This window comes from Streptosporangium sp. LJ11, from assembly GCF_051918945.1.
Classification (GTDB): domain Bacteria; phylum Actinomycetota; class Actinomycetes; order Streptosporangiales; family Streptosporangiaceae; genus Streptosporangium.
On the sequence record NZ_JBPXMB010000034.1, the window covers coordinates 21,469 to 35,760 of the forward strand.

Genomic DNA, 14,292 nt, shown 5'->3' on the forward strand with positions numbered 1-14,292 from the left:
TGCCCGACGCGGGAGACCACGAGGTCCCCACCCCGCCACCCGCGCCGCACGGCCTCCGGAACCCGGGCGCCGGAAGACGGGCGCGGAAACGCGAGAGGCGGCGCCCGCTGGATGCGGGCGCCGCCTCTCGTCTCACTCGGGACGCGGCCCGGCGTCAGCCGCCGGGCGCGCTACCTCGACCTACCGTGCCGTCAGGCGGTGGTGGTCGGGGTGGGGGTGGGAGTGGGAGTGGGGGGAACCGGGCTGGGGGTCGGCGTGGGGGTCGGAGCGACCTTGCAGACGACCTTGGCCACCACGCTGCCGGTGGTCGGGCCACCGGCGATGTCGATCGCGCGCTTGGACTCGCCGGAGACCGAGGTGGTCCAGCTGTCGAACACCCGCTCACGCTGCGGGCCGTGACCGCTGAAGTAGGCGTGCTTCCAGTCGCCCGCCACACCGTCACGGATCCAGCGGTACTTCACGGTGGTGCGACCACTCGCACTGAGCACGGCGCTGAACGTACGGGTCGTCGGGCAGGCGCCCTCGTAGGCGGCCGGAGCGTCGACGGAGGCCCAGACCTTCGGCGACGTGTCCTTGCACCAGATCTTGAAGTAGGCGCGGTTGGAGGAGGCCTCCACCGGGCCGACGATCTGCAGCGAGGCCCAGCCCCTGAAGTCGTCACGGGGCCTGATCACGTGGAAGACCTTGCGCGAGCCGTCGACGCGGACGGAGTCACGGTCGACGACGCGGCCGTTGACGACCCAGCGGTAGTGCACCCAGCGGACGCCGGAGGCGTGGATGCGACCGACCAGGACGGCCTTGCAGTTGCCCTCGTCGACCCACACCTGAGCGCCGACGCGGGGGTTGATGATCTCGTGCTTGTCCTCGTCAGAGCCACAGGCGACCGAGAAGTAGCCCTTCGAGGACTTCACGCCGCGCGGGGCCAGGACCTGGATGGCCTGCCAGCCCTTGACGTTGCCCTTGAAGGTGGCCTTCTCCTTGACGATGAAGCTCTTGACGCCCTTGCCGCGGAAGGTGAAGGACTTCACCTTGCCCTTGGAGCCGTCTCCACGCAGCCACCGGTAGGCGACCGTGGTCTTGCTCTTGACGGCCTTCACCTTGATCTTCGAGGAGAAGGTCACGTTGACGGGGCACTCACCCGCGTACTTCGCGGGGGAGGCCTTGGGGGTGCCGGCAGAGACGGCGGGCCTCGGCTTGGCGGCGACCGAGGCCACCTTCCCCGCCTGGCTCGATCCACTGGCCGCCGCCGCGGGCGTGGCCAGCATGCCTACTGCCATGGTTGCCAGCATGGCCGCGCTGGCTCCTGCTGCGGCTAGCTTGCTTGCTAGTCCGGACTTCATGAGGGGATGCTCCGTTCGTTGGGAGGCAAGATCGCTCAGGAGACGGTTGCCGCCCCGACAACAGCTGTGCCGGGCCCCACGGCAAAGCCTCACTAAAGCTTCTTTACCTAACCATAAACGGGAAGCTTTCCTCAATACTCCCTAAACAGGTGAATTGTCTAGGTGTTGTTATGAATCGGCGAGCGACCACGCGATGCCGTCGAGGATGTCGTGCTCACTGGCGACGACATCGCCGAAGCCGTACCGGGTCACTATCCGGTCCAGGATGAGCGCGCCCGCCCCGATCACGTCGACCCTTCCGGGATGCATGAGGGGAATCGCCGCCCGGCGTTCAACGGTCATTCCAAGCAACCGCTCGGCGATGTCATGCACGTGACCTGCGGAAATTCGCGAATGGTGAATTTTCCCCGGATCGTATTCCGGCAGGTCGAGCGCTATTCCGGCGACGGTGGTGACGGATCCGGCGAGCCCGACCATCGTCAGCGCCCGCTCCACGGGCACCTCGGCCGCGACCCGGTCGAGCGCGTCGTCGATGTCGGCGGTCATCGCCTCGATCGCCTCCGCCGACGGAGGGTCACCCGCGTCGCGCAGGTGGCGTTCGGTCAGCCGGACGCACCCGATGTCGACCGACAGCGCGGCCTCCACGTGCGTCGAACCCAGCACGAACTCGGTCGAGCCGCCGCCGATGTCGACCACGAGATACGGCGGGCGGGTGCCGTCGGGGGCGGGCATGCCCGTCTCGTACGAGAACCGCACCAGGTCGCGGGTGGCCCCGGCGAACGACAGCTCCGCCTCCTCCGCGCCGGTGATCACCTCGGGCTCGACCCCGAAGATGTCGCGTACGCCGTCGACGAAGTCCTGCCGGTTGGCGGCGTCCCTCGTCGCGCTGGTGGCGACCACGCGGACCGCGGAGGCCCCGTGCCGGTCGATGAGACCGGCGTAGCCGCGCATCGCGGCGAACGTGCGCTCCAGGGCCTCGGGCGCGAGCCTGCCGGTCTCGTCGACCCCCTGGCCCAACCGGACGATCTCCATCCGGCGTTCCAGGTCGATCAGCCTGTCCCTGCCGATGTCGGTGACGAGCAGGCGGACGGAGTTGGTGCCACAGTCGATCGCGGCGACGCGGATCACTCGGTCTCCTTCGTGGTCGGTGCCGCGGCTCGGGCACACGGTGTTACGTCCCGGGCGACGCACGGCCCGGCGGACCACCAGTCGCCGAGCGCGTCGAGGGCCTCGCGGCCGAAGGGGTTGCTCCCCGGAACCGCCAGCTCGTGCCCGACCAGGGCGTGCAGGCACTTCACCCGGGTGGGCATGCCCCCGGTGCTCTGCATGTCACGGGGCAGCGGCTCCAGGCCGTCCTCGGCGGCCGCCCTGTCGCGGCGCGCCACGTAGTCGTCGTGGGCGGCCCGGTACGCCTCGGCCAGCTCCGGATCGTCGGCGAGCCTGGCCTGCATGTCCCGCATCAGCCCCGAGGTCTCCAGCGTGCCGATGGCCGAGGCGGCCCGGGGGCAGGTCAGGTAGAACAGGGTCGGGAAGGGCGATCCGTCGGGCAGTCTCGGGGCGGTCTCGACGACGTCGGGAAGCCCGCACGGGCAGCGGTGCGCCACCTCGCGCAGTCCTCGTGGCGCCCGGCCGAGCTGTCGCTCCACCGCCGCCACGTCGCGATCATCAACCATTCGTGACACCCCCTGAAAGACGACACCCAGGGTATCGGCGTCATCCGGCGGCCTTGGCCGCCTTCTGCCCCCTGCCGCTGTCGGCGGCCTTGACCGAGTCCCACAGCGTCTCGTACCACGGTGGCCTGGCGACGGCCTTCCGCTCGCCGGCCGTGCCCTTACCCGGCGAGGGAGAGCCTCCCATGACGACGTAGCACTTCTGCCCGGGGTCGCAGTAGAAAAGGCGCTCCCTGCCCTGCCGCTTGATGAAGCCGGGGTCGAGAAGCTGCTTGGCGCGGTCGTCCAGGGCTTTGATCGCGGCGATCTCCCTGGCCTTCTCCTGCTCCAGCTGGGCGATCTGGCGACGCTGGGCGACGTACTCCCTGATGGGGTAGGCGAGGCTCATCGCGATCGCGCACACCACGATCGCGAGCACCGCGGCCCGTCCCGTCAGCTGCGGCCGTGTCGCCATGCGCCCTCCTCCGTCTCCACGCTCTCGTGGCGTCGGCCACCGTGCCCCGCACGGTGGACGCGACACCGGCGGGGACCGATCTCCCCGCGTCGATCCGGTATCGATCTTCTGTGCCGGCCTCTCCGCGCCGGTCCCCTCGTCGGGATCGGGGCGGGGGATCGGCACTCGCGCACGGTGCGGCCGGCGGTGCGGCTCGCGCCCGAGCGGGCGCGAGCCGCCAGACGAAACTACCGCCGGAAGCGCGGGAAGGCGGCGCGACCCGCGTAACGGGCCGCGTCGTCCAGAAGCTCCTCGATGCGGAGCAACTGGTTGTACTTGGCCACCCGGTCGGAGCGGGCCGGGGCGCCGGTCTTGATCTGGCCGCAGTTGGTGGCCACGGCGAGGTCGGCGATCGTGGTGTCCTCGGTCTCGCCGGAACGGTGGCTCATCATGCAGCGGTACCCGCTGCGGTGGGCCAGGTCCACGGCGTCGAGGGTCTCGGTCAGGGTGCCGATCTGGTTGACCTTGACCAGCAGCGCGTTGGCGGTGCCCTCGGCGATGCCGCGGCCCAGGCGCTCCGGGTTCGTCACGAACAGGTCGTCGCCGACCAGCTGGACCTTGTCGCCCAGGGCGCGGGTGATGGCGTTCCAGCCCTCCCAGTCGCTCTCGTCCAGCGGGTCCTCGATGGAGACCAGCGGGTAGTTCGCGACCAGGTCCTCGTAGAAGGCGATCAGCTCGGCGGCGGACAGGCCCTTGCCGTCGATGGTGTAGACGCCGTCGGAGTGGAACTCGGAGGCGGCCACGTCGAGGGCGAGCCCGATGTCCTCTCCCGCGACGTACCCGGCCTTCTCGATGGCGACCAGGATCAGGTCGAGCGCGTCGCGGTTGGAGGGCAGGCTCGGCGCGAAGCCGCCCTCGTCGCCGAGGCCGGTGGCGTAGCCCTTCTCCTTCAGCACGGACTTGAGGGCGTGGTAGACCTCGGTGCCCATGCGTACGGCCTCGCGGAACGTCTCCGCCCCGATCGGGGCGATCATGAACTCCTGGATGTCGACGTTGCTGTCGGCGTGCGCGCCGCCGTTCAGGATGTTCATCATCGGCACCGGCAGCACGTGCGCGTTCGGCCCGCCGAGGTAGCGGAAGAGCGGCAGCTCGGCGCTCTCCGCGGCGGCCTTGGCCACGGCGAGCGAGACGCCCAGGATCGCGTTGGCGCCCAGGCGGGCCTTGTTGGGGGTGCCGTCCAGGTCGATCATGACCTGGTCGATGCTGCGCTGCTCGGCGGCGTCGAACCCGAGGATCTCGTCGGCGATCTCGTCGGTCACGCCGAGAACGGCCTTCTCGACCCCCTTGCCGCCGTAACGCTCGTCGCCGTCACGCAGCTCGACGGCCTCGAACTGGCCGGTGGACGCGCCGCTGGGAACCGCGGCACGCCCCTGGCTGCCGTCGTCCAGGAGGATGTCGACCTCGACCGTCGGGTTGCCCCGGGAGTCAAGGATCTCTCGGGCGGTGACGCCCTCGATGGAAGCCACGAAGCGCTCCTAAAGTCGCAGGACAGTTTGCCTCAGAAGCCTACCGAGACCTACTTACCGGTACGGCGGCCGGGACGTTTCCGAACGATGATCGCAAAGGGTCCGGAAGGCGTCGCCCGGCGGGGGCGGGGAGACGACCCGGCCGCGCACCGCTCCAGGACCCGCGGAGCGCCCGGCCTCGCCTCGGGGTCCTCCGGAGCCCCGCGAACCCCCGGAGCGGCCTCAGGGCGGCCTCAGAGCGGCTGGGCGCGGACCTGGTCGCGGTAGGCGCGGGCCACCGCGCGCAGCTCGGCCTCCGGGTCGAGCCCGGCCTCCCCCGCCTGCCGTACGAGCTCGAAGAGCCTGGCCCCCAGCCCGTCGGCGGGAACCCCTTCGGGGAGGGTCGCGGGGGCTCCGGCGCGCTCGGCGCGGCGCAGGAGCTGCGCGGCCAGGGAGAGCGCGGGCTGGCCCATCGGGACGCCGTCGACGGCCGAGCCCGGGTCGCCGCCGTTCTTGGCCGCCCGCTCGGCGGCCTTGATGGTCTCCCAGTTGGCGCTGACCTCGCCCGCCCCCTCCACCCGGGTGTCGGCGAAGACGTGCGGGTGGCGGCGGACGAGCTTGGCGACGATCCCCTCGGCCACGTCGTCGACGTCGAACCCGTCGGGCCGATCGCTCGCGACCCGCGCGTGGAAGGCCACCTGCAGCAGCAGGTCGCCCAGCTCCTCGCGCAGCGCGGTGTGGTCGCCCTCCTCGATGGTCTCCAGCACCTCGTAGGCCTCCTCGATGAGGTACGGGGCGAGGGACTCGTGGGTCTGGCGGGCGTCCCAGGGGCACTCGACCCGGAGGCGGTCCATCACCGAGACCAGGTCGAGCAGCCGCGCGCCCGGCAGGTCGTACGAGCCCGGCACGACCTCGATCACCGGCGGGTCGTCGAGCGCCACGGCGGCGTAGCCGATGGAGCGCATCAGCGCCTCGTCGGCCTCCAGCCACACGACGGTCGCCGCCCCGGCCTCGCGGACCAGCGCGGCCGGGTCGGGGACGACCACCTCGACGTCGACCCCGGCCTCCGCCAGGTAGGGCAGGTGCGGGTGGTCCGCGGACCCGGTGCGCACCGGGCCCTCCTCGAGGACCCGCCACGCGCGGCGGCTGAGCAGCCCCGGGGCGACCCGGGGCGAGGTGGTGACGACGATCAGCGGCATGCCCGGAGGCTACTGCTGCGGCGGCGCGGGCGGCGCGTCGGCGGGGCCGGGAGCGGCGGGGGCGCCGAAACGGCCGGCGTCGACGAAGACGCTCGGCTGCTGCTCGCTCCGCTGCTGGTTCGGCGTGCCGTACCGGGGGTTCCAGGTGATCGGCACGGCCTGCAGGTCCTTGATCGCCTGCTCCTGGCCGCGCTGCAGGGCGGCCTCGTCCGTGCCGCCGCCGTACTGGGTGATCAGCTTGCGGAACAGGAGCTGCGCCCGGATGAAGGGACGCATCTGCGAGGGGGCCACGGCGTTCTGGAGCAGCTGCTGTTCCAGCTTCTGCTGGCCGCCCTGGCCGGCGACCAGCTGGTCGATCTCGCCCTCGGTGACCGTCATGCCCTTTCTCTCCGCGACCTTCGCGAACTGCTTGGCGTTGGCCAGCTGGAAGAGCACGAGCTGCGGGACGCTGTCCTTGAACTGCAGGTCCGCGGGGGTGACCTTGGCCTTGGCCAGCGCCGCCTCGTACTCGCGCACGTTCCTGTCCAGCTCACCGGAGCTGATGCGCTCCCCGCCCACGACGGCGGCGGCGCCGGCCTGGTTCGGAGAGCAGGCGGTCAGCGCGACACCGGCGGCGGCGACCGCCAGGATGACGCGAATTCGAGTCGACTTCACATGCGTTCCCTTCACGACAAACGCCGCTTACTCTACCCGCACCGCTTCGAGGAACATCGCCTCGACGAGATCACCGCACCACTTGAGCAGGTCCAGATCGCGCAGCGGCTGGCCGCCGAGGGGCCTGGTCTTGGGCACCGGCACCAGCAACGTACCGGCCGCCTGCTTCAGCAGCGCCTTCGGGTAGAGCCTTTGCAGCCTGACCTGCTGGGAGTCCTTCAGGTCCACCGGCGCGAACTTGATGTTCTGCCCCTGCAGGGTGACGTCGGTGAGCCCGGCGCGGCGGGCGCGGATGCGGAAGCGGGCGACCTCCAGCAGGTTCTCCACCTGCTGGGGCGGCCGTCCGTACCGGTCGACGAGCTCGTCGCGCACCGCACTGATGTCGGCGTCGGAGCCGATCGCGGCGATCCGCTTGTACGCCTCCAGCCGCAGCCGCTCGGAGGTGACGTAGTCGTGCGGGATGTGGGCGTTGATCGGCAGCTCGACCTTGACGTCGGGCCGCTCGTCCTCCTGGTAGGTGCCCGCCAGCTTGGCCTTCTGCTCCTGCACGGCCTCGGCCATCATCCGGACGTACAGGTCGAAGCCGACGCCCGCGATGAAGCCCGACTGCTCGGCGCCCAGGATGTTGCCCGCGCCGCGGATCTCCAGGTCCTTCATCGCGACGTACATGCCCGCGCCCATCTCGGTGTGCTGGGAGATGGTGGCCAGGCGCTCGTGGGCGGTCTCGGTGAGCGGCTTCTCCGGCGGGTACAGGAAGTAGGCGTAGCCGCGCTCGCGGCCCCGGCCGACCCGGCCGCGCAGCTGGTGGAGCTGCGACAGGCCGTAGTTGTCGGCCCGGTCGACGATCAGGGTGTTGGCGTTGGGCACGTCCAGTCCGGACTCGACGATCGTGGTACAGACGAGCACGTCGAAGTCGCGCTCCCAGAAGCCCACCATGATCTTCTCCAGCTGGTGCTCCTGCATCTGGCCGTGCGCGACGGCGATCCTGGCCTCGGGCACGAGCTCGCGCAGCATGGCCGAGACCTTGTTGATGCTGGCCACCCGGTTGTGGACGAAGAAGACCTGGCCGTCGCGCATCAGCTCGCGCCGGATCGCGGCGCCGATCTGCTTCTCGTCGTACGGGCCGACGAAGGTGAGGATCGGGTGCCGCTCCTCGGGCGGGGTGAGGATCGTGGACATCTCCCTGATGCCCGTGAGGCCCATCTCCAGCGTGCGGGGGATCGGGGTGGCCGACATGGCCAGCACGTCGACCTGGGTGCGCAGGTGCTTCATGGCCTCCTTGTGCTCGACGCCGAACCGCTGCTCCTCGTCGATGATGATCAGGCCGAGTTGCTTGAACCTGACCTCGGGCGAGAACAGCCGGTGCGTGCCGATCACGATGTCGACCGAGCCCTCGCGCAGACCCTCCATGGTCGCCTTGACCTCGCCGTCGCTCTGGAACCGCGACAGCGGCCTGACGTTCAGCGGGAACCCGGAGAACCGCTCGGCGAAGGTCGACATGTGCTGCTGCACCAGCAGCGTGGTCGGCACCAGGACGGCCACCTGCTTGCCGTCCTGCACCGCCTTGAACGCCGCCCGCACCGCGATCTCCGTCTTGCCGTAGCCCACGTCGCCGCAGATCAGCCGGTCCATCGGGATCGGGCGCTCCATGTCGCGCTTGACCTCGTCGATGGCCTCCAGCTGGTCGCCCGTCTCGGCGTACGGGAAGGCGTCCTCCATCTCCCGCTGCCAGGGGCTGTCGGGCGCGAAGGCGTGTCCCGGCGAGGCCATCCGGGCGGAGTACAGGCGGATCAGCTCTCCGGCGATCTCCTTGACAGCCTTCTTGGCCTTGGTCTTGGCCTTGGCCCAGTCGGCGCCGCCCATCCGGTTGAGGGTGGGCGACTCGCCGCCGACGTAGCGGGTGACCTCGTCGAGCTGGTCGGTCGGCACGTAGAGCCGGTCGCCCTTGGCGTACTCGATCACCAGGTACTCGCGGGTGGCGCCCTGCACGGTCCGCTGCACCATCTCGACGTAGCGGCCCACGCCGTGCTGCTCGTGCACGACGTGGTCGCCGACCTTGAGCTGCAGCGGGTCGACCATGTTGCGGCGCCGGGAGGGCAGCCGCCGCATGTCCTTGGTCGACGCCTTCTGGCCGACCAGGTCGAGGTGGGTCAGCACGGCCAGCGTCGGGGTCACGAACCCGTGCTCGACCAGGCCCGTGGTGACGTGGACGACCTTCCTTTCGGGCACGGTGTCGAGACCCGGCTCCAGGCGCGCGGGCAGGTCGACGCCCTTGAGCAACTCGACCATGCGCTCGGCGGGACCGTGGCCCTCGCTCAGCAGGACGACGACCCGGTCGGAGTCGAGCCAGCCCTTGATGTCGGCCAGCGCCCGCTGGGTGTCACCCCGGTAGGACTCCACCTCGCGCGCCCTCAGCGCCTGCCCGCCGCCCGGGGCGATGTCATCGGTGTCGGCGCCGAACGGCGCGAGCGACCACCAGGGCTGGCCGAGTCCCCGCGCGTGGTCGCGGACCTCCTCCAGATCGCGGAACGCCGCCGCGCCCAGGTCGATCGGCGCCTCGCCGCCGGACGCCGCGTTGATCCAGGACGCCTCCAGGAACTCCTGGCTGGTCCGCACCAGCTCGTCGGCGCGCCCCCGGATGCGCTCCGGGTCGCACACGAAGATCGCCGCCTGTCCCGGCAGGTGGTCGACGAGCAGGTCCATCTCCCCGGCGAGCACCGGCGCGAACGCCTCCATGCCCTCCACCGGCACGCCCTCGGCCAGTTGCTCCAGGATCTCGGCCAGCGAGGGGTGCGCCTCGGCGAGCTCCCTCGCCCGTTCCCTGACGTCGGCGGTCAGCAGCAGCTCCCGGCAGGGGGCGGCGAACAGCCCGTCCTCGGCCACCTCCAGCGAACGCTGGTCGGCGACCTTGAACCAGCGGATCTCCTCGACGGTGTCGCCCCAGAACTCCAGCCGCAGCGGGTGCTCCTCCGTAGGCGGGAAGACGTCCAGCAGACCGCCCCTGACCGCGACCTCACCGCGCTTCTCCACCATGTCGACCCGGTGGTAGCCGTTCTCCACGAGGCTGTGGACGACGGTGTCGAGATCGGCGTCGTCCCCGGCGCGCAGCCGCACCGGCCGCAGGTCGCCCAGCCCCTGGACGATCGGCTGGAGCAGCGCCCTGACCGGCGCGACGACCACGTGCAGCGGTCCCGCCGAGTGGTCGCCCTCGACCGGGTGCGCCAGCCTGCGCAGCACCGCCAGCCGCTGCCCCACGGTGTCGCTGCGCGGCGACAGGCGCTCGTGCGGGAGCGTCTCCCAGGCGGGGAAGACCGCGACGGTGCTCTCGTCCAGGAGGCTGGTGAGGGCCGAGGCGAGATCCTCGGCCTCGCGCCCGGTGGCGGTCACCGCGAGAACGGTCCTGGCCGCCCCCTTGGCCCCCTCCCTGGCCAGCGCGGCCACCGCGAAGGGGCGCAGCGCCGGCGGCGCGACCAGCGACACGTCGGACGAGTCGCCCCCGCGCACGTCCTGAAGAAGGGAAGCCAGCTCAGGCTCCCCGGCGACAAGGTCCAGAAGTCCGGAAAGACTCATCAGATTCGCCCACAGCCCCACGACGGCAACACGACAACCCCGGGCCGGGAAGACACGGGGGGTACCTGCTCAAGGCTACTTGCCCGGGCACCCGCTCTCGCAAAGAGTGGTAAATGCGCGACGAATCGTGCTGAGTTGACTACTCTCGGTTACATGTCAGAGGTGAGGTCGGTCGTCGCTCGCGACGACTTGTTGAGTCAGCGGATCAGGGAGCAGTGGAGCAGCCAGCTCGGCCGGCGGCTCGACATCCTGATCGCCGGGTGCGGATGGCCGGAACCGCTCGATCTGGCGCAGACGGAGTCCAGGGTCATCGGGATCGACGAGGACCTGCCCGTGTTGCGCAGGAGCACGTCCGCCCGCAAGGACCTGGACTCCTGGGCGCTGGGCGACCTGCGCTCGGTGCCGGTGCCCCCGCGGGCGTTCGACATCGTCTACGTGTCGTTCCTGCTGGAGCGGATCGAGCACTCCGAGCTGGTGCTCGACCGGTTGCTGACCGGTCTGCGCCCCGGCGGGCTGCTGCTCGTCAGGATGCGCGACCGGGCCTCGGCGTACGGGGCGTGCGACCGGCTGGCGCCGGCGAGGCTGCGGCGGGCGGTGTGGCGCAGGTTCGCCCCCGCCGGGACCGTGGGCCCGCTGCCCGCCGTCTACGAGCAGATCGCCTCGCGCGAGGGGATGCACTCCTTCTGCCTGGTGCGCGGGCTGATGGTGACCGAGGACATCTCCGCCAGCAGCGGGTCCGCGCTCCACGGGCCTCTCGGTAAGCTTGCCCGCGCCGCCTGCTCGGTGGTGGAGGCCCTCTCCAGGGGAAGCCGGCCCGCGTCTCACGACGAGATAACCATGGTGATCCGCAAGCCCCAGAGCCATTTCGCCCGGTTGATCTGAGATCCACCGGGCCGGGGCGCCCGGGATTCACCGGACCGGTGAATCCCAGGCTCGCCGGACAGGGGCCCATCGTGAGCGGGCGAGGCAGGAAAGTCCGACGATCACGATGGTGGAGCAGATGACGGCGCCTTTCGAGTGGACCCCCGACGCCCGCGAGCTGGCCGATCTCGAGCTGCTGCTCTCCGGCGCCTTCAGACCGCTGGCGGGCTTCCTGAGCTCGGCGGACGCGCACGCCGTGGACGAGCGCGGCACGCTCGCCGACGGCACCCCGTGGCCCGCGCCGGTCACGCTCACCCTTCCGGACGACCACCCGGCCGCCCCCGGTGACCGGATCACCCTGCGCGACCCCGAGGGCGCGGCGCTCGCCGTGCTGACCGTCACCGGGCGCGAGGACGGCTTCGTCGCCGGCCCCGTCGAGCCGCTGGACGCCCCCGAGCACGGGCCGTTCGCCCGGCTGCGCCGTACCCCGGCGCGGGTCCGCGAGGAGCTGGGCGGGCGGGAGTCGGTCCTGGCCGTCACCATGCGCGGGCCGCTGGGCGACCTCGGCGAGATCATCGCGACCGCGCAGGAGCTGGAGGCGTCGATCCTGCTGCTCCCCCTGGCGTACGGCGAGGGCGGGCCCGCGGTGGTCCGCGCCGCGCTCAAGGCGCGCGACGGGCTGCCCGAGGACACGCTCGTGGCGGTGGTGCCGCTGGCGCCCAGGGAGCCCGCCATCGACCTGGAGCTGCGCGAGCGCGTGGCCGAGGCCTACGGCGCGACCGAGCATCTGGCGGGCCCCGAGCCCGTGACGCTCCCCGGCCCCCCGCACCGCCGCGGGCTGGTGGTCTTCTTCACCGGCCTGTCCGGCTCCGGCAAGTCGACCGTCGCCCGGGGGCTGCGCGACGCGCTGCTGGAACGCGGCAGCCGCACGGTGACCTACCTCGACGGTGACGTGGTCCGCCACCTGCTGTCGGCGGGGCTGACCTTCTCCAAGGAGGACCGCGACCTCAACATCCGCCGCATCGGCTTCGTCGCCGCCGAGGCCGCCAGGCACGGCGGACTGGCGATCTGCGCGCCCATCGCGCCCTACGCGGCCACCCGCGAGGAGGTGCGGGAGATGGTCGAGGCCGTCGGCGCCGACTTCCTGCTGGTCCACGTGTCCACCCCCCTGGAGGAGTGCGAGCGCCGCGACCGCAAGGGGCTCTACGCCAAGGCCCGCGCGGGGCTCATCCCCGGGTTCACCGGCATCTCCGACCCGTACGAGGAGCCGGACGACGCCGATCTGGAGATCGACACCACCGGCATCAGCGTGGACCGGGCGGTGCACCAGGTGCTCGACCCGCTGATCCAGGGCGGCTGGATCCGATGACCCGAGTCCGGCGGCCCGGGGTGCGGCGGTTCGGGCCTGCCGGTTCGAGCCCGTCGGTTCGGGCTCGATGACCCAGCGTTGACGCCCCGCCGGTCCCCCGCCGCTCGCCGGTCCCCCGCCGTCGTACGGGGCGGCCCGGATCCGCGCCCGCGGTGGGGCCCGGTGGCCGTGGCCGGCCGGTGCGGCGGGGGACCGGCGGGGCTCAGCCCGCGGGGACGGCGGCGTTGAGGCGCGCGTCGCGGGCGAGCTCGCCGAAGGCCCTCCGGCCGCCGGGCGTGGTGTCGAACCGGGTGTCGCCCCGGGGTGCGCGCGGCGAGTCGAAGTAGATCAGGGCCTTGATCTGCGGGTACTCGCCGATCTCCCGGCGTACCGAGGTGAAGAACGACTCCTTGAACCCGGGCCTGTCGTGACGCTCGAAGACGCCCCACTCGGCGAGCATGACGGGTTTGTCCGGGAAGCGTTCCCGCATCCACCGGTAGAACCCGTGCCACCGGGGAAACTCCGGGCGGGTCTTGTTGACCAGCCCGTCGAAGCTGTGGACCCGGTGGTCGACGTAGGGGTCCATCGCCACCCAGTCGACCACGTCGTCACCGGGGTGGAGCTTCTCGAACCAGGGTTCGGACGCCCAGTTGGGCGCGCCCATGTAGGTCATCACCGTGACCGCGTTGGTCACGCCCCCGTGCCGCAGGCGCGTCACCACGTGCCGGAACATGGCGGCGTAGTCGGCCGCCGTCATCCCCTTGCCGCGGGCCTCCCGCACGTCGTCCTCCGGCTCGTGGTGGACGGTGAGGAAGAACTTCTCGGGGAAGGTCCTCACGATGTGGGCGGCCAGCCGGTCGATCCGCGCGTCCAGCGCCCCGTGGGCGATCTGCTCCCAGGTGTGGTCGAGGGACGGCTTCCAGTTGACCAGCAGGAGCCTGCGGCCGTCCGGGTCGCGGGCGATGGCGCGCTCCGCGGGGGTCGGGAAGAGCTCGTCGCCCCGGTGGTAGACGTGCATGACGTCGGCCGTCCGGCCCATGCGCTTCTCCGCCCTCTCCAGGGCCCGCCCGGGAGGCCTCCCCGTGAAGATCTCCGGCGCGATGCCCCACCAGGCGCCGCAGGAGGGGACGAGCTTGCCGCTGACCTCGCAGGCCACCCGGGACGGCTCGGCGGACGGGTCCGGCGCACCTGCGACTCCCGGCGCGTCCGAGGTTTTCCCGGCGCCCGCGGCGTTCGAGGCCCGACCGCCCCCGCTCAGCCCCGCGATCCCCAGCGCGAGGGTGCCCAGCCCCAGCGCCAGGACGAGGCCGGAACCGGCGATTCTTACTACTCGCGGAATTACGTCTATAGCGGCATTTGTCTGATGCACCGGTTCCTCACAGCTGTCGCGCGTACGCATTCGTGGACGGTCCTCGACCATCACGGGGGAACACCTTCCCATCGCCCGGACGTGCCTCGTCCCAGACTTTGCCGGTCCGTGCCGTAGCTGCCTGGCGGACGACAGGAAATATCGGATAAACAGCTGTTATCTACCTGTGATCAGCGGGAGCAACGCAAAGAAAATCTTGTGTATTCGTTCGGGGAAATGGAAACCCGACCTATAGTTCCTAAGGTTCCCAGCGTCTGTTCGCCGGAGAGGCACCAGCGATATATGAGCCCGTCACCGGACGCTCCCGTCCGCCGCGGACACGAGGATCTGGCGGACTACGCGT

Annotated in this window: 11 protein-coding genes; 2 read left to right on the plus strand and 9 right to left on the minus strand. The window is 71.2% G+C overall.

From position 1 onward, the window contains the following. Positions 1-191: 191 nt before the first annotated feature. The 8 genes from ACTOQ3_RS37135 to mfd all read right to left on the minus strand — a co-directional run bounded on the left by ACTOQ3_RS37135 (position 192) and on the right by mfd (position 10,371). Complete coding sequence (locus ACTOQ3_RS37135) at positions 192-1,277, minus strand: hypothetical protein (protein WP_440088247.1); 1,086 nt, start codon at positions 1,275-1,277, stop codon at positions 192-194. Between the two features lie 231 nt (positions 1,278-1,508). Beyond that, the gene (locus ACTOQ3_RS37140) at positions 1,509-2,468 is read right to left on the minus strand and encodes a Ppx/GppA phosphatase family protein (protein ID WP_440088248.1); all 960 of its coding nucleotides are present in this window, start codon (positions 2,466-2,468) and stop codon (positions 1,509-1,511) included. Then, positions 2,465-3,013 carry a DUF501 domain-containing protein gene (locus ACTOQ3_RS37145; protein ID WP_440088250.1) on the minus strand — a complete coding sequence of 183 codons (549 nt, stop codon included), beginning with the start codon at positions 3,011-3,013 and terminating at the stop codon, positions 2,465-2,467. Before ACTOQ3_RS37145 ends, ACTOQ3_RS37140 begins: the two co-directional genes overlap by 4 nt. Before the next feature lie 40 nt (positions 3,014-3,053). After that, positions 3,054-3,464, minus strand: a complete 411-nt coding sequence (locus ACTOQ3_RS37150; RefSeq protein ID WP_362684919.1) for an FtsB family cell division protein — start codon at positions 3,462-3,464, stop codon at positions 3,054-3,056. Between the two features lie 227 nt (positions 3,465-3,691). Next, positions 3,692-4,969: a phosphopyruvate hydratase gene (eno, locus tag ACTOQ3_RS37155; protein WP_350971782.1), complete on the minus strand. Its 1,278-nt coding sequence runs from the start codon at positions 4,967-4,969 to the stop codon at positions 3,692-3,694. Between the two features lie 233 nt (positions 4,970-5,202). Continuing rightward, the gene (locus ACTOQ3_RS37160; protein ID WP_440088251.1) at positions 5,203-6,147 is read right to left on the minus strand and encodes a MazG family protein; all 945 of its coding nucleotides are present in this window, start codon (positions 6,145-6,147) and stop codon (positions 5,203-5,205) included. Between the two features lie 9 nt (positions 6,148-6,156). Next, the gene (locus tag ACTOQ3_RS37165; RefSeq protein WP_440088252.1) at positions 6,157-6,801 is read right to left on the minus strand and encodes a SurA N-terminal domain-containing protein; all 645 of its coding nucleotides are present in this window, start codon (positions 6,799-6,801) and stop codon (positions 6,157-6,159) included. 27 nt (positions 6,802-6,828) lie between these two features. Beyond that, a complete protein-coding gene (gene mfd / locus ACTOQ3_RS37170; RefSeq protein ID WP_440088254.1) occupies positions 6,829-10,371 on the minus strand; it encodes a transcription-repair coupling factor in 3,543 nt (1,180 codons plus the stop codon). 153 nt (positions 10,372-10,524) lie between these two features. Here mfd and ACTOQ3_RS37175 point away from each other — a divergent pair, with 153 nt between their 5' ends. Both ACTOQ3_RS37175 and cysC read left to right on the plus strand, forming a co-directional pair. Further along, positions 10,525-11,253 (plus strand): class I SAM-dependent methyltransferase, encoded by a 729-nt coding sequence (locus ACTOQ3_RS37175; RefSeq protein ID WP_440088256.1) that lies wholly within the window; start codon positions 10,525-10,527, stop codon positions 11,251-11,253. A 118-nt stretch (positions 11,254-11,371) separates the two neighbouring features. Further along, positions 11,372-12,601 (plus strand): adenylyl-sulfate kinase, encoded by a 1,230-nt coding sequence (cysC, locus tag ACTOQ3_RS37180; protein WP_440088257.1) that lies wholly within the window; start codon positions 11,372-11,374, stop codon positions 12,599-12,601. A gap of 202 nt (positions 12,602-12,803) precedes the next feature. On the opposite strand, the gene ACTOQ3_RS37185 is transcribed toward cysC, so the two are convergent. Beyond that, positions 12,804-13,949 carry a glycoside hydrolase family 26 protein gene (locus ACTOQ3_RS37185; RefSeq protein WP_440088259.1) on the minus strand — a complete coding sequence of 382 codons (1,146 nt, stop codon included), beginning with the start codon at positions 13,947-13,949 and terminating at the stop codon, positions 12,804-12,806. Between the last annotated feature and the right edge of the window lie 343 nt (positions 13,950-14,292).